Source organism: Shewanella sp. Actino-trap-3, assembly GCF_002836275.1.
Lineage (GTDB): Bacteria > Pseudomonadota > Gammaproteobacteria > Enterobacterales > Shewanellaceae > Shewanella > Shewanella psychromarinicola.
Genome location: NZ_PJCE01000001.1, coordinates 1,199,245 through 1,219,702, shown reverse-complemented (window position 1 = coordinate 1,219,702; position 20,458 = coordinate 1,199,245). Strand labels below are relative to the sequence as shown.

Sequence of the window (20,458 nt, the reverse complement as noted above, 5' to 3'; positions counted from 1 at the left end):
TTAATAGTAACAGGCTAAATCGGCTGTTTTCTACAGACAGCTAAATTAACGATCAAAGGACCTGCAATGAACTTCAGTGATAAACCAGACCGCACATCGTCAAAAGCCCATAAATGGGAAAAATACAAAGGTACCGATATACTGCCTATGTGGATTGCTGATACTGAATTTCGCTGTGCTGAGCCTATTTTATCCGCCTTACATCAGCGCATTGATGACGGCTTATTTGGTTATACCTTACCGGCTCACGATACCGATGGCAGTGAGGCTGTTGTGGCATGGTGTCAACGTCAGTATAACTGGAAGATTGATCCTAGTTGGCTAGTGTGGACTCCGGGTGTGGTGCCCGCATTTAATGTGGCTATTCAAGCATATTGCCAAGCAGGGGATACGATTATCGTACAAACACCCAATTATCCTCCGATAATGGCAGCACCTGCAATTAATCATCTCAACCGAACTTGTATCGGCTCGATAGAAGTGGAAGGTCGCTGGACACTCGATTTTAATGCCTTAGAAGCGGCTGCCGCGGATCCTAAAGCCAGCTTATTTATTATGTGTAATCCGATGAATCCGCTCGGCTCAGTTTTAAACCAAGACGAGTTAGACACAATTGCAGCAATATGCAGAAAACATGGCGTTATGCTGTGCTCTGATGAAATACACTGCGATTTAATTTTAGATGACGTGCCACATCTACCGGCCAGTGCGCACCCAGAGTTGGCTGAGTATTCAGTGACATTAATGGCCGCCAGTAAAACCTTCAATATTGCTGGATTAGGTACGTCCTTCGCTATTATTCCAAACGAAAAATTAAGAGCAGACTTCAACCATGCTGCCCGCGGCAGATTACCATCGGTAACCGTTACAGGCCTTACCGCTACTAATGCAGCTTTCAGGCATTGCGATGAGTGGCATCAACAACAAGTGGCGTATTTAACTGAAAATCGCGATTATTTGGTGACTGAAATCAACAAAATTGAAGGTTTAAAAGCAATCTCACCCGCGGCTACTTTTTTGCTGTGGGTTGATGCCAGCGGTTTGCAAGTCACCGATACGCAAGCCTGGTGTGAAGCCAAAGGTGTTGGTCCATCAGCGGGCAGAGATTTTGGTGATAAAGACTGTTTTCGCTTGAACTTCGGTTGCTCACGAGATTATTTAGTCGAAGCCATTAAAAAACTGCAGGGCTGAGACGTTTAACCACTGGGAAAAGATTTGTTTCTTGGCAAGTAATATTAATATAAAGTAAAAAAGTTGAGCCTTTATCCAGTAGTAAATCGTATGACTATAGAATAAAAATCAAAGGAACGTGTTTCAGGATGACCTTACCTATACAAAACGCACAAGAAATGGCTAAACGATCCGCAACGTTTGTTGACTCTGGAGCATTGCGCCGAACCCCTACACTGAACAGTGGCACCGTGGATGATAAGCGCAAAGAAATAGCGCTTTACTTCACTAATACCTTCGATACCTATACGCAACTGTTCGATTGTTTGCGCGATGATGCTGTTTTCTATCAAAAACCTATACCCTTGCGCCACCCGCTTATTTTCTATCTTGGGCATACGGCCACTTTTTTCATCAACAAGCTACTATTGGCAAAACTGATACCCGATCGGATTAATCCTCATATGGAATCAATTTTTGCGGTGGGTGTTGATGAAATGAGCTGGGATGATCTGTCTGAAGACAGTTATGACTGGCCCAGTGTTTCTGCGGTAAAAGACTACCGCGCTAAAGTGCGTGCCACAGTATTAACATTAATTGATACCTTGCACCTTGTCCTACCCATTGATTGGGAAAATACCTGGTGGCCCATCGTCATGGGTATTGAGCACGAGCGTATTCACCTTGAGACGTCGTCTGTTCTCATTCGCCAACATGAACTTGCCAAAGTCCAGCCATTACCTCAATGGCCAGCTTGCAAAGATACTGGCCAAGCGCCAAAAAACAAACTGATAAGCGTTACTGCCGGCTCAGTTAATCTTGGAAAATCCTTTGATAGTGCCTTCTATGGATGGGACAACGAATATGGCCAACATCAGGCAGAGGTAGCCGAATTTAAAGCCAGCCAATATTTAGTCAGCAATCAAGAGTTCCTCGAGTTTGTTGAGGACGGTGGTTATGAGCAAAATCGTTTTTGGAGCGATGAAGGCCTGGCTTGGCGGCAGTTTACTGAGGCGAAACACCCGGTATTTTGGCGTTGGCACAATGGTTGGCGTTTGCGCCTGATGACACAAGAAATTGATATGGCTTGGGACTGGCCTGCTGAAGTAAACTACCATGAAGCGAAAGCGTTTTGTGAATGGAAAACCGTAGAAACTGGGCAACAGATCCGCATGCCAACGGAAGACGAATGGCATCGTCTATGCTCACAAGCGGGCGTTGAAGAGCTGGGTAATAGCGCGGCCGATGCAAACTTGCATCTTGACCATTTTGCATCATGCTGCCCGGTAACGCGCTATCAACATGGCAGTTGGTTTGATGTGGTGGGCAATGTGTGGCAATGGACTGAAACGCCTATTTATCCCTTCGATAACTTTAAAGTACACCCACTGTATGACGATTTCACCACGCCAACTTTTGATGGTAAACACAATATAATCAAAGGTGGTTCATGGATCTCAAGTGGTAACGAAGCGCGCCTTAGTGCACGTTATGCGTTTAGACGTCACTTTTCGCAGCACGCCGGATTTCGCTATATTGCCTCCGAAGTTGAGGCAATGTCTCCTAAGGCTTACTATGAAAGTGATCAGCTTCTGTCAGAATATGCAGAGTTTCACTTTGGTGACACCTGGTATGGCGTAGAGAATTTTCCTAAAGCCTTAGCTGATATTGCACTTGAGGCAATGAAGGGCAAAACCACCGGTAAAGCACTTGACTTAGGCTGTGCGTGTGGTCGAGCAAGTTTTGAGTTGGCCCGTCAGTTCGATGAAGTAGACGGTATTGACTTTTCTGCCAACTTTACCCGCCTAGCGGCTAAAATGGCGCAGCAAGGCGCAGTGCGTTACGCCCGTGCCGAAGAAGGCGAATTAGTTAGCTACCATACTCGTACCCTGCAAGAACTAGGGTTGGAAGCTTATGCAAACCGTGTTGCATTTCATCAAGGCGACGCCTGTAACCTCAAACCCCAATTCACTGCTTATGATTTAGTACTAGCAGCTAATTTGATTGATAGGCTCTACCAGCCGAGCCGTTTTCTGGCGGATATGGCACAGCGCATCAATGATGGCGGCTTGCTTATTATTGCATCGCCTTACACGTGGCTGGAAGAACATACACCCAAGGAAGAATGGATAGGGGGTTTCAAAAAAGATGGCGAAAACTACAGCACATTAGATGGCTTGAAAGAGCAACTATCAAGCCACTTTACGTTAGTGGGTGAGCCGCGCAAAGTCCCTTTTGTGATCCGTGAAACTCAGCACAAGTTTCAGCATACCTTGTCTGAACTTACGGTTTGGGAGCGCTTGCCACGCTGATAAGCGCCTCAATTTCCTGAGCAATCAATTTGTGGTCTACCAGTTGTTCAAACCAGCTGGTGGCCACAATATCGCTTTGCAATCCAAGCAAGGTTCCCAGCACTATGCCGCGATGTACGTTGTCACCGCCTAAGTTAGTATTGACTCGCAGTGCTTGCCAAGGATCATTTTGGTATTTACAGGCTAGATACAAGACGACAGGCCAAGAATCTGAAATATAACATGCCCTTGAAAATATCTGGCCGACGACCTGATTGTCGGGCACGTTACGTTTTAACAGACCGGCTAAATTAGTACTGGTTAGGCCCTGACTTGCTTCAAGTATAAGTGCCTTAATGCCTGCCTCATCAGGCCCATCCATCAGACCACACAAGAGTTGCACGTAGCGATCACACACCTGCATTAAGGATTCATCAGGATGGGTCAAGGCCAGATGCGCTCGGCAGGCAATCTTTATCTCGGCTTCGCTGATGCCCTTAAGTCGTTCTGAAAAAACCAAAGGCGCTATTGTCACCAATGCACCAATGGATGCGGTGTCGTGAGTTATCATTCCACAGTTTTCAGGCTTGCGTCCCAGCGCCAAGTTAGCAAAAAATCCTCGATGGTAGGATTCTGCATAAGTATCGGGATGAGCGGCGGGGGTCTTTGTCATAAAGTCAATGTAGGCGCTAACAAATGCCTGTCGGTCGTAGCGTTGTGGCGAACTCGCCAAGGTGCGCATCAATACACGAGCGCAATGTGCGTTGAGGGTGTTTTCACCCGCCTGCATGCCTTGATGATAATGGACATTAGGTCGGTCCCAAAACAGCGCCTTATCTTTTAAAATAACATCGCCAACCACTTGCGGCGACTGAACGATAGACGAATGCCCTTTAGACGAACTATCAGCTGACTGTCGCCCCCCTTTATGCTTGGAGTGCAATGACATAATAGATGAAGGGTGAAACTCAGGTGCGGCCTCAAAGCGCTCAATACCACCAGTAAAAGCACGCTCTATTTCCATTGGTTGATAATACCAATGCACTGGCATGGCCAAAGCATCAGCAATAAAGCTTGTTTTAAGTGCCCAGGTAACGCGAAGTGGCTGAGAAGGGGTGTGATTCATGATAATGCCTCTTTCACATGGTAAAAAAACAACTCGCACCTGCATTAGATACCGCAACAATAGGTTGTGAATCGATAACGAATGGTTAATTTTTACCATGTGAATATTGATTAAAAATGTATGTGGTCATACTAGGTACGTCATTTATACAAAAGTAGACGTTTTTTTAAGGCAATAGGCTAAATTTATTTCGCAACCATAATATTCAACCCGACAAGCGCAACAGCTTTTTTGAGTATTTGGAGTATGTGGAAGATGTAGAGGATGTGACCCATTGAGTTTATAAATGAGCCTGTAAATGAGTTTATAAATGAGCTTATAAATAATTATTTGCCGCACTCTGTGATGATATATCTTTTGATTTGGCCTTTGCTTGGTAGCTAAACCATTGCTTATAAAAGACGAAAGGTTTATTTTTTTTCATATCCTGCTTGTTTATAGTTTACCCAATTATCTGTACTGATATACTCAGCTTCATCCCAATTGTTACCATACTGTGTGCCAATGCCTGTAATCACTCCTAACTTACCCCGTAGCCCTGGTTTTTTGCAGTCTCTTATCTGTTTTAGCGTGATTATCATCACCATTGCAGGAGGACTTTTTGGTTTAGGGATCAGCCTGCATACACTGATGTTTCTGTGTCTTTTGTGGATAGGACTCAACGCTTTTAGTCTTGGCTACGGCTATATACACATACGCGAGTTGATGACTAGCGCCCTCACCAGAGCCATGCCTGCCATCTATATATTTATATTGATCGGCATGGTGATTGCTAGTTTTATGCACAGTGGCACCATCGCCACGCTTATTTATTATGGCCTTAGCTGGCTGAGTCCAAGTTTGTTTTTGGCCGTCGGTTTATTACTGTGCGCCTTGATGTCGGTAGCAACCGGAACATCTTGGGGTACCGTCGGCACCTTAGGCGTGGTTTTTATTGGCATCGGCTCTGCCATGAATATTCCCCTGCCTTTAGTCGCAGGTATGATTGTCTGCGGTGCAACCTTCGGTGATAAAATGTCGCCGATTTCAGATACCACAAATCTCGCCGCTATGAGTGCTGGCACCGATATTTATCGACACATTTACTCCATGCTGTTCACCACAACGCCCACTTTTATTCTCACTTTCTTAATATTTTTAGTGATCGGATTGAACTATGGTGAGCAAAATCTAGACTTGGCAGAAGTTACCTCAATTCAAACAGCACTTGCCAACAATTACAGCCTTACGCCGCTGATTACGTTATTACCACTGATTTTACTCGCTGTGCTGAGCATTAGAAAAGTGCCTGCAGAAGTGACGATGTCATGCAGTATTATACTCGCCGTGCTAATCGCGATTGTTTATCAGCAAGAAAGTGCTATCTCCGTGCTTAATGCGCTGTGGGAAAATACGCCCGAATCAACGGGTATCCCCAGTTTAGATGCTTTGCTTGGTCGCGGCGGCATTAGCAGCATGAGCTGGACCTTGCTGCTGGCTTTAATGGCTATCGCACTTGGCGGAATTTTGCACGGCGCGGGATTTCTCACTGCACTATTAGCCGGCATCATAAAAAGAGTGCAGCGCACCGCCACCCTTATTGCCACAACTATTATGTCCGGCTTCTTAGGTAACATTGCTATGGGAGAGGCTTATATTTCGATTATTCTAAGTTGCCAACTGTTTAAGCCCAAATATGAGCAACAAAATTTAGAGGCTGCCATTCTTTCGCGCTCAGTTGAAGAAGGTGCCACTATGACCACAGGTCTTATTCCGTGGACCACGGCCGGTGCCTTTTATACCGCCACTCTAGGGGTAGACGTACTTGACTACGCGCCCTATGCTTTTTTCAACTACCTTAATGCCATCATTGCAGTGGCAATGGCCGCCTTTGGTATTGGTCTTCTCAAACCGAAAACCAAATCAGCTTTGGCCGTTTTTACTTCAAGGGAGCCATAGTCACACCGCTGGCGATGGTAAATGTTCCGAGGTTTTAGTAACAGGTTTTCTTGACGGGATTGCACAAACATTGGATGATAAATTAACATCCAATTCTACTGCAAATAAGAATAAATAGGTGCGCCATGCTTTGGGATACGTTAGGTACCGCGCGAGATATTGGTCGACTGAATGAGCTTGCATCGGTCTTAATCCGTTATGGTTTTGGCGATGTGCTGCGAAGACTAGGCCTAGCGAATGTGGTTAATGGCGCAGGTAAGGCACTGCATTGGAAGTATGCTTCGGAAATAACCAATGTAGAATCACCAGTCAGGTTTTGTCATGCCTTGGCTGAAATGGGGCCAACCTTTATTAAACTAGGACAGATCCTTGCGACACGCTCAGATCTGTTTTCTCCAGAGTGGATTGTTGAATTTGAAAAATTACAGGATCAAGCTCCTCCGGTATCATTTGAATTAATCTGTAAACAGTTACACGAAGACTTAGGATGTAGCCCGCAACAGGCTTTTGCCGAATTTGATCCTAAACCTCTCGCTGCCGCCTCCATTGCGCAAGTTCATCGAGCTCGATTACAAGATGGCACTGAGGTCATTATTAAGGTCCGCAGGCCGGGTATCCGACCGATAATGGAGGCCGATTTACGTTTACTTGCCCGCATTGCTGAAGTTATGGAGTCCGAGTCAACAACTTTACGGCGTTTTAGACCTCGTGAGGTGGTACGTCAATTTACCCACTCTTTGCGGCGGGAATTGGATTTGTTGGCCGAGTGTCGTAATGCTGAAAGGATCGCCAAAAATTTCAATAATGATCCAAAAATCGTTATTCCTAAAGTTTATTGGTCGTGGTGCCGTGAACGTGTCAATGTTCAAGAATTTATTGATGGTATTTCTGGGCGAAATATCGAAGCTGTGGAGAAAACAGGGTTAGATAGAAAATTGTTAGCCAAGCATGGCGGTCAAGCGGCGTTAAAAATGATGTTGATTGATGGTTTTTATCATGGAGATCCCCATCAAGGTAATATTTTTTATCTGCCGGAAAATAGAATTGCATTTATTGATTTTGGTATGGTTGGACGACTGTCTTTCGAGCGCCGACATCAATTGGTACAGCTTTTACATAGCATGGTTGAGTTGGATGCGCCTAGAGTTGTTGAAGTATTACTGACTTGGGCTGGAGATCCGCCATTAAATTGTGAAAATCTTACTTTTGAAGTAGAAGAGTTTGTTGATAAATATCATGGCGTTTCATTAAAGAACTTCAATTTGGGCATGATGCTTACTGAGCTGATGTCATTACTTAGAGAATATAGCCTTAACTTACCCCCTGATTTAACTATATTGATTAAAGCATTGATAACGCTTGAAGGCGTTGCCCTGCAGTTAGATCCTGACTTTGATATGGTTTCTGAAGCAGAGCCATTATTACACCAGCTAATGTTAGACCGCTATGCACCAGATGCAATGGCCAAAAGAGGTTGGCAAGCTATTGTCGGTACCGCCGAACTTTTAACCGGATTACCGCAAGATTTACAGCAACTTTTTCGCTCAGCGCGTAGCGGGAGATTTCAGCTACATGTTGATGTAACGAGGTTAAAAGCCTTTGGCAATCAACTTGACCGTGCCGCTAGCCGAGTGGCAATAGGTAATGTTGTAGCAGCCATGATTATTGGCTCTTCTATTGTTATGACGGTTGATGGTGGCCCGACCTTGTTTGGTTTGCCGTTATTTGGCGTTCTTGGATTTCTGAGTGCTGTCGTTGGTGGAATATGGTTAGTGTTCTCTATCTGGTCAAGCGGACGGGGGAGATGAGTCGCTTTTTTCCCACTCAATAGATAAACATGGCCGTAACCGTTGGCGCTACATTGCAGGGTCATCGCATTAAAATTACGGGGCGATAATTGATAACCACTTAATCAGGCATTTTTGTTTTGCGCAACATTGATGACAGTTCTATTGTGTGGAAAAATAATTATGCCACTTAAAAATAAACAGAATACAGTGAGCATTTAGCGCTAAAACGGCGACAAGGTGCAACAATCTGCCAATGCCTAGTGGTGTGCTTAAGGTTTAAGGTTTAAGGCTTAACGTTTAACATCAATTATCCCATTTCATCCTTGATTAATATCAAACCGCTTGTGATGTTTGAATCTGCCATAATGCTCATCGATTTTCATCTAAAGCTCAATTTTTCGCTAATTCCCGTTCAATTTATACATTTAAATAGTGATAAATACTATCGCAATCAAAGTTGAACAACATTCTGTTAATTCATCATTAAAATGGGTCGCTTGGGTTTTCTTCTTTTTTTGCGAAAAGGTAACGCATCATTTATATCTATAAGAGCGTTAATAAATGTTGAATGAGAAGAATACAGAAACTGTCTATGCGGATGTCATCAATTTGGTCTGCTCTACGTAGTAACAATTTTTAGTTGGCACATTTAAATTTTTGGCATGCAAAAAAGCCTCAAAATCGAGAGGCTTTTTTATTTATAGAATAAATAAAATCTATTTTCTATCTAGTTATTTACCGCTGCAACATCTTGGTAAACTTTAAGATCTGTGTGTATTTCGTCTTTTAGAGGACTCAGTTTAAATTTACGGATTTTAGCAAACTGGTAAACAAATACGCCGAGATTAAATGCAATACTGATAATACTAATTAACCACATTGCATCAGTATTATGCGAAGATTTAACCGCATATGCGCTAGTATCTACGAATGAAGGGAACGTCATTACAAACATCATCCAGAAACCTAGTGTTGATGCTCTGTGCTGTAACCATGCACCTTTTTTGATAAAGAAGGCCGGAATAGTACAAGAAAGAAGCAGACACATACCGGCATAGAATGAATGATCTGGTACACAGTTGTACACGTAAGCAAAGTTCCATAGGTCATACGCGATGATCCAGAACCAAAGCATATCTGGCCACATCATATCTTGAGATTTATTTTTACTGATGTAGATACCAGCCCAACCACAGATTGTAACGATGTTTAAGATACCCGCAATAGCGTTAAGGATGTTCCACTGGCCGCCAATAATAAGCATACCATCGTGCATACCATTGAAACCAGAAGTCTGGAATTCACGCATAACAGCTTCAAAAATATTGAAACCTAAAATAAAGGCAGGAAAAAACAACAAATATTTATTATTAACTGCACCTTTAATATAACGGATAGCCATAAAACCAATGACACCAGCAAGACAAGAGTAAACTTTAACCCAAGCAAACCAACTGCCTACAGTAGTACCTTCGGCAGCTGTTGTTGGCCACACGAAGATGGTTAAAATAATCGGTAAGACAATGAAACAGAATATTGCAGCCCATTTACTGCGTCTAGATATTTCATTGAGCACAATTAGCGCGAGTGTGACCGCCACACCAACAAGCGCAGATTGCCAAGGGATTGTTTCAAAAAACATATATATTCCTTTATTTTGTGTTGCTAAAGTAAAGCTTCCTTTGTGGATAAAAACGACCATTACAATTCACAGTTGGTAGTGTGAAATCTTTGCTTATTGTTGGTAATTTAATGAGTTAAAATGATTAATTAGTCGTTAATCAAATAGCTCAATATCCCCAAACCATAAAACGTGATTAAACGTCACGTTTTTATAATCTCGAGTTCTCGACTAAATGTCAAAATATAAATTCTACTTCTGTTTATTTTGTGTTCTAGATCTCTAATTAATACTTGTAAGATTACTTTTACTCAAATGCCGCAACATAATTACCAAGCTGAATCTGATTTTTTAATATGCTATATTGAGCCAATTATTTATTCTATATTATGAGCAAGAGCTTAATCAGATGAATTTAAAACAAGCCACCAACCGAAAAAATCCTAGTCAAAATCGTAGTAAAGAACGAGTGGCAATAATCCTTGAAGCCGTGAAGGGGTTAATTGAAGAAAGAAACATCGGTAACCTTAAAATTACTGATATAGCTAAACGTGCGAATACATCCCCAGCCTCGATTTATCGATATTTTTCAGATAAAGAAGCAATCATTCTTTCTTTAGCTGAACATTTTATGGAAAAAATCCAGCTTATCGTGGATAAACATGTTATTGCTCTGAAAACACTTGAAGACCTAGAGATGGTGCTAAATAATAATTTTGATGATATTTATTTATTACATAAAAATGAGTCGGCACTACGTCAAATTTGGTTTGAGTCGATTGATACCGATCTTGTTAATCTTGCGACCTTAGAAAGTAATGTCAAAGCCGACAAAATATTTCAAAGCGTACTCAAAGTCGCTCGTCCTAAAGATGAGATACAGTTAAAGCAATTTATTTTATTGATGAGTCTTCTATTTAGCTCCGTTATACGCCTGTGTTTTTCTAGTGATGCGAGTACACCGGAACAGCTAAAGAAGATATATGTTGATACGGTTATGTCTGGTATGGCTAATTATATTGAATAAGAGAGAGGCGCGCCTGATTACCAATGTCGGAATACATTGGCACCCATTCCAACGGCTAATCTGCATGGGTGTCCCACGTTTATAGGGCCACTGCTACGGATTTCAGTAGAGTCGTAGCTGGACTGTCAACGCCTATTTTTATAAATATCAAGGCAGTACAACCGCTTGTTGCGGTACATGAGTCGCATCAAAAGCAATGACAAGAGTGAACTGTAGAATAGAGACCTAAGGCCATCGGTGAACACATTATTGCCTTGACCCACCGAGGGGGTACATATGTGGCATAAATTTTTAGACAATGATGAACCGGCTCGGTTAGATAACCTGTTAGCTCGTATTTTTGGAACAATGTGAATAAACACCAATATGACGCAATACCCCGCTAAAATATCTTTATTTGATTACTGAGTTATCAAATAAAGATATTGTCTAGTTTTAATAATCGAATCGCTATAAAAAAGCCCTTCAAGAATTAAATTAATGAAGTGCTCTGAGTCTTTGTTATAAAGAGTTTAATTAAGTATTTTCTTTAATAACTAGTTTATAGTCTTTTGAATCTGTGAATATTTCATCTTTTAAAGGATTCAGTTTGTGTTTACGGATCTTATTAAACTGGTATACCACAAGGGCAACATTTGCCAGTAGTGCGATCAAACTTACAATGAAGAATGCTTTTGGATCATGCGTTGTTGGAACTGGTGCAATTTTATCTGCGAACTGAGGAACAGACATGACAAACATGATCCACAAGGCTAATGTTGAAGCGCGATGCTGTAGCCAAGCACCTTTCTTGATGAAGAATGCAGGGATAGTACAAGATAGTAACAGTACAACACCCGCGTAGAAAGAGTGATCCGAGATACAATTATAAGTGTAAGCGAAATTCCATAAATCATAAGCAATGATCCAAGGCCAGATCATATCAGGCCAGATCATATCTTTTGACTTATCTTTTGAAATAATAATTCCAGCCCAACCACAAATAGCAACAATGTTAAGTAGACCTGCAATACCATTCATGATGTTCCATGAACCTGACATCATCCAAAGTTGGTTAATGATTTCGCCATCCCATGCACCATAGCTATAGACTTGGAAATCACGAATACAGGCTTCGAAGATATTAAGAGCAAGAATAGCCGCGGGGAAAATTAACACATACTTATTTTTAGAAAGACCAGGAATGAAGCGAATGGCCATAAAACCAATTGCACCAGCAAGGCAAGAGTAAGTTTTTACCCAGTTAAACCAGTTGCCTGTACCGTACTCATTACCAGGAGCAGCAGTGGTTGGCCAAATGAAGATGGTCAAGATGATAGGAAGCACAATAAACATAGAGATCCCACCCCAACGGGTAGTACGAGCAAATTCATTGAAAGCCATTAAGGTAAAGAGAACCGCAATCGCGATCCCCCAACCTTCAATATTTGGCATATTATATAAAAAACCCATAGTATTTCATTTCCTTATAATTTAAAAATAATCAGAGTTGTTTTCTACTTAACGTCATTCGGTTTATTAACTGGAAATTTAATTGGCCTTAACATTAGCAAGCTAAATATCTCTCTTATTAAATCGATACTATCTGCAGTTGCATCAAATCGCTTAACTCGAATAACGTCGAGCAGTATTTATAGCAAAAAAGCAATGGTACGTTTTATTTGAGATGTCGAAAAATTACTAATCTCAAGTATCAACAATAACCATCAAGTGGCGAGTAACTTACTCCTATAATCAACGATTTTCAATAATCAAAATCACAAATTAGTGTATTTACTCTAAAAATATATTTAAATCAAGGTATCTAGCTGTTTTGCTGGTTTTATTATTTTTATTTAAAGTGAGTTATAGAGCGAAAATCCATGTCGCGGCTAGGCCATTATCAATTTTTACGATAAAATAAACGTAAAAATAACTAATATTTCTATGGAGTGGTTTATATAATAAATCACTAATAAAACATCGGGGTTTAAGTTTTGGAGTGAGTTGTACTCGAATGATTTATATTACTTATTACTAAAAGCACTTCAAGAAGTAAAGTAAAAGGGTTCAGGATGTTTATAATCGAAATTTTAATTAAATTTCACTTTAATAAAATTTTATAAACTGCTGTAGTTGTAAATATTCCATTTTGATGGATTAAGTATGTGTCTACGGTTTTTAAAGGGTAGACTAAAAGTGCAAAATTTGCCTTTGCCGTATTCATTGCTAGGAACCGCTTTCGTTGGTCAGAACAATATAGTAAGTATAATTGGAAGTACAATTAGAGAGTGATAATGCCTCATTTTTAGAACTACCCAATGGGTTGAAAGCCATTAAAGAAAAGAGCACTATTTATGTCGAGAAGCAGGCAAAATCAAAGCCAGCGGACCATTTTTGCACGCAGTTGCTGGTGTTAACCTAATTGTCGTTCAGTGGAAACATATCTCGAGGTCGCGACATTAGTATGACCAGTCTGCCTGAAGATGTTGTACTGACCCAATCTAAGATCAGTCAATGGGTCATCAACTAATCGAGGACAACGCTGCAGAGCATTGCAGATTATTTTTATGGTGCGTTAAGACCCAATTAAACCAACCCATGCATTGACGGACGCCGCCAAAGTAGATCAGAACTTGAAAGGCGCGACACAACTGGTGCAACAGTTTTATGGTCATAGCAAAAACACAACAATCGCTCGAAACAAAATTAACAATGTTCTCTGTGATCTTGACCATTACATTCAGCTGAGGAGGCGGGTTCACAATTTGAAGAATATCGATGTTGATCTGTTGCTCAAGGTTTACCTGCGAAAGTAGCAAGGACGAAGACCCGCCGAAGGGCTCCCTTCTTGATACTGTAGCGCAAGTGGTCAGCCTAGGGCTGAAGGTCAAATCTTTGTGTTCGCTTTTCTTTGATCATGAGCATCTTTTTAAGTCGCAAAGCGGGGTGATTGTGGCTTAAAAATACTGAGCATTAAACGCTAAATGAGTGAGCCATTAATGCTAGCCACTAACGCTAGCCATTACAATGATCCGTTCATCAGGCCTTGCTCATTTTAATCATGCCGAATAACAATTTTCATATTTACTCTTTATTTTCAATGTTTTAATAAATTACACCGTGATGACCAAGTAAAATACGATTCCTCGTTCTGCGCGAAGGTAAGCCACCGTATGTGATCTATTTTCGGTTGAGTTACAAAGGCGCTGAGCTTGTTAACTTCACCACTTTAATAGATTGGTGTTTGCTGAGAGGGTACAGTCAACGTCATAACGGCTAGAGGAGATTAAACCGCGACTTATACGAGTCTTGTAGTGTTTTAGAACGATCTTTATAATCAATCATGTCACCAATATTGATTATGATTTTTAAATCTTTAGTATTATTTTTCAACGACTCACCCAAGACTTCATTGGCATTGGTTTTTATAAATACTGGTAATATCGGCAATCTATTTTTCATCGCGATGATTTGAGCGCCTTCTTTAAACTCAGTCAATGTTTCATCACTCTTATTACGCGTACCTTCAGCGAACACACTAATAGAATAACCTTTGGATACCTTGTTTTTAATGTCAGTAAAAAACGAACTCATTGTACTTGATTCTCTATCTAGCAATACTGTGCCAGCATTTCTGGTAAACATACCAAAGAAAAACGAATTATAAAGTTCTTTTTTCGCAATCCATAAACTGTTAATTCCCTTATGCTTTAGAGCAATCTCGACAATTAATGGATCGATAATACTTCGATGATTCGACACGATAAGATATTGACCACCTTGATTAACCTTCTCAATGCCTTCAACCTCTACACTAATATTCAAGCGAGATAATAGCGTTTCTGCATACTCCAACCGAATTCTCGTCATGTCATCGGGTGTGTGATCACCTTTTAGCTTAATACCGAACTTATTGGTTAAATAAAGGGCGTATATTGCTTGTTTAATTTGATTCAGTGTCAAGGGCGCTCCAGAAAATGACTGTCATAAAAGTTGCTGCATCATAACAGTTTCGTCAGGGGCGGGTCTTTACTTTCTACTGTCAATGAGTTTGACTCGGTTGAAGACCTACTTGCTAAGATGTTTAGCCATGATATCGCCTATATGAAGGTCAGTCGTTAAGATAAGGGATCAATGAGCGCGGTTGAAGACCTACTTGCCAAGAGACTATGAGCTATTGATCTTTTGAGATGAATTTTGGAGTATTTTGCTGCAATGTGTGGCCATTTTGTCTAAGGCAGAGCTTATGAAGTATGGTTTTTCTACATCAACAATCTATAACGCAGCACCAATCCAAAACATTATTTACAGGCTCATGCCGCCCGAAAAATGCAGCTAAATGGTTGTACTTATTTCTAAGCAAGGGGGCATTATTACAAGCTATTAGCTTAAAATGACTCGGCGTCACCCTTGAAACACGATTAGCCTTGGTTTATTTTAACAATATGTGACCACCAAAGATAAACACTCCCTAGTTGTTTCACCACTCACCGCTTCTTTAAGCCGTTTATAAATGTTTATTAAAACGCTTGGCCGCTAGCAACACCCCAATACAGGTAAAGCCGAGTAACCACAGTGCATCCTGGCCTAATGACATGACTTCGGCTTCCCTAAGCACAATGCCTCGCACCATACGAATAAAATGGGTTGCAGGCAGAGCTTCCGCTACCCATTGGGCTCCAATGGGCATAGCTTCATAAGGGAACATAAATCCAGATAACAAAATTGATGGCATCAGCACAAAAATGGTTAACTGCATCGCTTGAAGCTGGGTTTTCGCAATGGTACTAATGACCAAGCCCAATGCTAAACTGGCGCAGATAAACAAGAAAGAAGCGAGTAGTAACGAATCTAAGCCGCCGCGGACCGGTACTGAAAATATCCAGTGTCCAGCACTGAGAATAATCGCCACTTGGATGAGTCCAACCAAGATATACGGAATGATTTTACCCAGCATAAGTTCCAGTGGGCGAACCGGCGTTACAATTAAAAACTCCATATTCCCCAGCTCTTGCTCACGAACAATCGCCGCAGAGGTGAACATAATCATCGTCATTGTTAGGATCACCGCCAGTAAACCGGGCACAATATTGACCACTGAGCGCTGCTCTGGATTAAAGTATTCAACCACTTCAAATGTCGGTACATTCATTGTGATTGAGCGGTTAGCCACTTCGTCCAGTGGTAGTTTTCTTAGTGATCGGATCGTTGCGGCAACCATAGTATCGGAACCGTCTAATAGCCATTGTCCAACGGGTCGAGTAATTTGCGATGATCCCTGTTTTGGATCAAATGCAGGGTGAATTAACAGTCGTTGAGGTAAATCGACGGGTAAATAAAGCACGGCTTTGACTTCGCCATTAGTAATGGCTTTTTCAGCTTGATCGATAGAGTAATATTGATGTTTAAAGTCAACTGCTTGCGTAGCAATTACGGTCTGTTTGATTGCCCGGCTATAGGTGGTTTGACTCATGTCGATAATGCCAGCGGGCACATGGCGAATATCGGTATTGATGGCATAACCAAATAACATTAATTGCAGTAATGGGATCATCACAATCATGCCAAATGTCATCCGATCTCGAGAGAGCTGTTTCATTTCTTTGAAGACAATGGCAACTAATCTACCCCACATGTCGACCTCCGGTACTGGTGACAAAAACATCTTCAAGACTCGGACGAACGATTTCAAGCTGATGTTGATCACAAACAGTGCTCAGAAACTGCAAAGGCTCCGTTATAGACTCATTGACCAGTACTCTTAACCGAGTACCAGATTGGGATGCTGAAATAACCGCGTCCACAGCAGTTAGTTTTTGTTTTAACTCCCTTATATTATCGCCACTGACTTCGATAACCGTGGCCCCCATTGATTGCATTAACTCACGCGGGGTTCCATTTGCCCGTTTGATGCCATTTTCTAAAATGGCCAATTGATGACAGCGCTCAGCCTCATCCATATAGTGCGTCGACACCAAAATCGTTGTGCCACTGTCACTAAGATCAAACAGGTGCTCCCAAAAATCCCGTCGATTTTGCGGGTCGACAGCGGAAGTAGGTTCATCAAGAAACAGCAGTTCAGGGCGGTGCATGGTGGCACACGCCAGCGCCAAGCGTTGTTTTTGTCCACCGCTCATGGTGCCAGCTAACTGCTTTTGTTGCGGCTCGAGGCCATATTGCTCCAATAAGCTTGCCACGCGGGTTTTATCTTTAACACTATAGATGGCCGCAACAAAGCGCATATTTTCCAATACCGTTAAATTGTCATACAAGGAAAATTTCTGCGTCATATAGCCAATTCGGCTTTTGAGCGACTCTTCATTACCTTGCAGTGGTAAGCCTAAAATAGTGGCCTTGCCAGCACTGGGTGTTAATAACCCAGTTAACATCCGAATGAGTGTTGACTTACCACAGCCATTGGGACCGAGAAAGCCATAAATACTGCCTTTCGTCACCTGTAAATCCAGTTGATCTACCGCGACTAAATCGCCAAATCGACGGGTTAATCCTCGTGTTTCGATCACATATGCGGGTTGTTTCATGGTAATCGAACCTCGACACCAATCCCTATGGGTAAATTTTGATCGCTCGGTAAGTCAATCTCGGTTAAATACATTAACCGGGCACGATCTCGCTCGTTCAGTGCGAAGTAGGGCGTAAAAGCTGGAGTACTTCGAATGTTACGCACGGTTCCCATGACAGGTTGTTCTTGACCATCAATCCATACCGCTACAGTGTCACCTTGGTTAATTTTACCCAGAGCAGTGGCAGGCAAATACACCCGCGCATAAAGTCGGTCACTGGCAAGCAGTGTCACTAATTGAATGTTGGCCGCGACGCGGTCGCCAAGCTTCCAAGGTAAAACATCTACCACTCCCGCTTTGGGTGCTCGTATGCTTAACTCGGCTAAAGATTGTTGTGCATCGGCTAATGAAGCTTGTGCTACGTCAGCTTGCGCTTGCGCCTGCACCACTTCTTCACTGCGGGTGCCATTTTTAAGCTCTAACCATTGCTGCTTAGCTTGAGTCAATTGCGCTGTCGTTTGATCTCTTACTGCTTTGGCAGAATCAAAATCGGCTTGTGCCACTATTTTTTTAAACCAAAGATCTTTCATTCGCAGATAGCTTCTGTCTGCATCTTGCGCTTGTGCTTGCACTGCAAGCATTGCGGCATAGGCCGCAGCAAGCTGCTCTAAACGAGTGCCCGTTTGCAGTTGATTTAGCTTCGCTTGTGCTTGGACGAGGGTTGCTTGTCGCTGGTCAATCAGCCATTGCGCATGCCGGGGATCAAGTTGAAGCAACAAGTCTCCAGCGTTCACTTTTTGTCCCTCTTCAACCAAAACCGAGCGGATCTGTTCCGCAACGGGTGCAGAAAGCATCATTCGGTCTCGTTCAACTAATCCCATTGCGCGATTACCTTCTTCCCCAGAACAACCTGCGAATAGAAGCATAATAGGTAACCAAAATAGCAGACGTTTCATCATTAAACTCCTGATCCTGAAGCTCGTATCGATGACTCTTGGAATAATCCTTGATTCATCACAAGCATATTGTGTGCAAGCAGTTGGTCTAACATGGACTCGCTAAGGGGTAAATCCAATTCTTTGAGTAATACTTTGGGCGCAATCAGTGGAAAGACCATTAAGCTGATAAAACTTAAACGTACCCATTTGGGATCGAGCTGTGGATTGAGTTTTTGTTGATCGGATAATTCCTTAATCCAGTCTCCGGCATAACCGATCATCTCATGAATTACATTCGATACAATGGTGAACGCTTCATCACTATCCTGTTGATTCAATGATTGGAAAATTAATCTAGGCAGTGCAGGGGTTCTTTCCATCATTCGATAATAAGCCCGCATTAGTGCTTCTGGAGAGTCTTTTTGATTTTTTACATCATGTTTAAACACAATGGCCACGGGGGCAATCGTTTCTCTCACCATAGTTTCAAATAAACCTGCTTTGGAATCAAAGTAGTAACGGATCATCGCGGCATCGACACCAGCACGCCGAGCCAGTTCGCGAATAGACACTCGATCATAGCTGTTGTGAAGAAAACATCCTTGTGCCGAGTCGATGAGTGCAGCGCGAGTTTGTGTCTCCCCTTTAGGTCTTCCAGGTTTATCTGCCATCTCAAACTCCATTAATTCATCTGTTGATGAATAATAGCAAAAACGGACAAAGAAAATAGAACATTAATTCCACAATGTATGATCCCGTGCGGAATTACATCAAGGAATGGTGTCTTATTAAGATTAATAAATAGTCAACAATGAGGTGCAAAATCATTTTATGACCAAAGCCACTGGAGGGGAGTAAAAAAAAGGGGCCGCAATAATTATTGTTTGTATTTGTGGCGATCTTTGTCGGGGTTAAATCAGACAATATATTGTTGTTTATAAAGCGATGAATTGTTAATAAACGGATTGAGTAGTTGAAGGCATAAAACACTAGCCCCGATCAGATAAAATCTAATATCCTACCTGCAGAATATTCACCATCACAGCTGCGGATGAATATAAGCCTGTGGCGACTCTAATTTGACTCCCTTTATTAACTTATAACGATGTGATGAAGATCTGTTTATAGATTGTTTTTTATTTAGTTTGCTGTTGCCGTGTTTGTCCACACCGTGAAGACTAAAAACTAATTTGCTAAATCGATGCCAACGGTTTTAATTAACAATGTACGGACTCTCTTTGATTGAATGTTTGCACTTTTAATATGGCACATAGTGCCATTTGGCCAGGGGAGTCCATAACATTGGTTAGCTAACAAATAACCCTAGGGGACTAAATGAATCTAAACCTGTTTGACTCCTTTCCTATCGCTGGCGGCTATGTTGGTGTCTCGATACTCATGTTAGTTTTCAGCGAAGTGGGCTATCAGTTCGGGGCACATGCGCGAACGAGTCAAGACAAGGAGGCCCCGAGCTCGTTAGGCCCGATGGTGGGGGGGGTTAACCTTGCTCGCTTTTGTTCTCGCCTTCACATTTTCTATCGCTTCTCATCAGCACGATCTTAGAAAACAGAATGTTCTCGAAGAAGCGAATTCAATTAGCACGGCATACCTGCGAGCTGACTTGCTTGATAAGCCATACGGATTAAAAGTCAAACATCTGTTGCGAGATTATGTCGATATTCGCCTAAAGGCCGCAAGTGGCATCGCCCTAGACACGGCCATGGCAGAATCCGTTGAGATCCATTACCTCCTGTGGGCACTGGTGTCAACAGCAGCAGCGAAAGAGCGCCCAATACAAACACCTCACTAATGATCCAATCCATCAATGACATATTTGATATGCACGAAAAACGATTGACCGCTGCGCAATCGAATTCCCAGCAGTGTCTGGACGGCGCTCATAGGCATCATCGCACTCACAATGATAACTATGGGTGCTGAGGTTGGGCTTACTGGTAAGCGAAGATTGGTGGCAATGATCCCTTTGGTACTGGTTTTTGCAGCGCTTGTGGCGCTCGTTGTGGACCTCAATCGCCCTCAAAGCGGGTTAA

14 protein-coding genes are annotated in these 20,458 nt (G+C 42.2%); 6 read left to right on the top strand and 8 right to left on the bottom strand.

Going from position 1 to position 20,458, the window contains the following annotated elements:
* Positions 1-66 precede the first annotated feature (66 nt).
* Both CXF80_RS05185 and ovoA read left to right on the top strand, forming a co-directional pair.
* The gene (locus CXF80_RS05185; protein ID WP_101031874.1) at positions 67-1,191 is read left to right on the top strand and encodes a MalY/PatB family protein; all 1,125 of its coding nucleotides are present in this window, start codon (positions 67-69) and stop codon (positions 1,189-1,191) included.
* Between the two features lie 128 nt (positions 1,192-1,319).
* Positions 1,320-3,482, top strand: a complete 2,163-nt coding sequence (gene ovoA / locus CXF80_RS05180; protein ID WP_101031873.1) for a 5-histidylcysteine sulfoxide synthase — start codon at positions 1,320-1,322, stop codon at positions 3,480-3,482.
* On the opposite strand, the gene CXF80_RS05175 is transcribed toward ovoA, so the two are convergent.
* On the bottom strand, positions 3,454-4,587 hold the full coding sequence (locus CXF80_RS05175; protein ID WP_101031872.1) for an ADP-ribosylglycohydrolase family protein: 1,134 nt from the start codon (positions 4,585-4,587) through the stop codon (positions 3,454-3,456). The two genes, ovoA and CXF80_RS05175, sit on opposite strands and share 29 nt — an antisense overlap.
* Before the next feature lie 504 nt (positions 4,588-5,091).
* Here CXF80_RS05175 and nhaC point away from each other — a divergent pair.
* Both nhaC and CXF80_RS05165 read left to right on the top strand, forming a co-directional pair.
* The gene (gene nhaC, locus CXF80_RS05170; RefSeq protein WP_198554732.1) at positions 5,092-6,525 is read left to right on the top strand and encodes a Na+/H+ antiporter NhaC; all 1,434 of its coding nucleotides are present in this window, start codon (positions 5,092-5,094) and stop codon (positions 6,523-6,525) included.
* A 125-nt stretch (positions 6,526-6,650) separates the two neighbouring features.
* On the top strand, positions 6,651-8,333 hold the full coding sequence (locus CXF80_RS05165; RefSeq protein WP_101031871.1) for an ABC1 kinase family protein: 1,683 nt from the start codon (positions 6,651-6,653) through the stop codon (positions 8,331-8,333).
* Positions 8,334-9,042: 709 nt separating this feature from the next.
* Here CXF80_RS05165 and CXF80_RS05160 read toward each other — a convergent pair.
* Complete coding sequence (locus CXF80_RS05160) at positions 9,043-9,957, bottom strand: DUF5692 family protein (RefSeq protein ID WP_101031870.1); 915 nt, start codon at positions 9,955-9,957, stop codon at positions 9,043-9,045.
* A 388-nt stretch (positions 9,958-10,345) separates the two neighbouring features.
* Between CXF80_RS05160 and CXF80_RS05155 the strand changes: the two genes are divergently transcribed.
* A complete protein-coding gene (locus tag CXF80_RS05155; protein WP_101031869.1) occupies positions 10,346-10,963 on the top strand; it encodes a TetR/AcrR family transcriptional regulator in 618 nt (205 codons plus the stop codon).
* A gap of 516 nt (positions 10,964-11,479) precedes the next feature.
* On the opposite strand, the gene CXF80_RS05150 is transcribed toward CXF80_RS05155, so the two are convergent.
* From CXF80_RS05150 to CXF80_RS05120, 6 genes are all read right to left on the bottom strand, one after another.
* Entirely contained in the window at positions 11,480-12,415 is a 936-nt protein-coding gene (locus CXF80_RS05150; RefSeq protein WP_101031868.1) for a DUF5692 family protein, read from the bottom strand.
* A gap of 1,806 nt (positions 12,416-14,221) precedes the next feature.
* Positions 14,222-14,908 carry a lysophospholipid acyltransferase family protein gene (locus CXF80_RS05140; RefSeq protein ID WP_101031866.1) on the bottom strand — a complete coding sequence of 229 codons (687 nt, stop codon included), beginning with the start codon at positions 14,906-14,908 and terminating at the stop codon, positions 14,222-14,224.
* A gap of 544 nt (positions 14,909-15,452) precedes the next feature.
* Positions 15,453-16,580, bottom strand: coding sequence for an ABC transporter permease (locus CXF80_RS05135; protein WP_101031865.1), 1,128 nt, complete (start codon positions 16,578-16,580; stop codon positions 15,453-15,455).
* Positions 16,570-17,487 (bottom strand): ABC transporter ATP-binding protein, encoded by a 918-nt coding sequence (locus CXF80_RS05130; RefSeq protein ID WP_101031864.1) that lies wholly within the window; start codon positions 17,485-17,487, stop codon positions 16,570-16,572. The genes CXF80_RS05135 and CXF80_RS05130 overlap by 11 nt, the downstream gene beginning before the upstream one ends.
* The gene (locus CXF80_RS05125; RefSeq protein ID WP_101031863.1) at positions 17,484-18,428 is read right to left on the bottom strand and encodes an HlyD family secretion protein; all 945 of its coding nucleotides are present in this window, start codon (positions 18,426-18,428) and stop codon (positions 17,484-17,486) included. Before CXF80_RS05125 ends, CXF80_RS05130 begins: the two co-directional genes overlap by 4 nt.
* Positions 18,428-19,078, bottom strand: coding sequence for a TetR/AcrR family transcriptional regulator (locus CXF80_RS05120; protein ID WP_157822183.1), 651 nt, complete (start codon positions 19,076-19,078; stop codon positions 18,428-18,430). Before CXF80_RS05120 ends, CXF80_RS05125 begins: the two co-directional genes overlap by 1 nt.
* A gap of 950 nt (positions 19,079-20,028) precedes the next feature.
* Between CXF80_RS05120 and CXF80_RS20050 the strand changes: the two genes are divergently transcribed.
* On the top strand, positions 20,029-20,217 hold the full coding sequence (locus tag CXF80_RS20050) for a hypothetical protein (protein WP_157822182.1): 189 nt from the start codon (positions 20,029-20,031) through the stop codon (positions 20,215-20,217).
* Positions 20,218-20,458 lie beyond the last annotated feature (241 nt).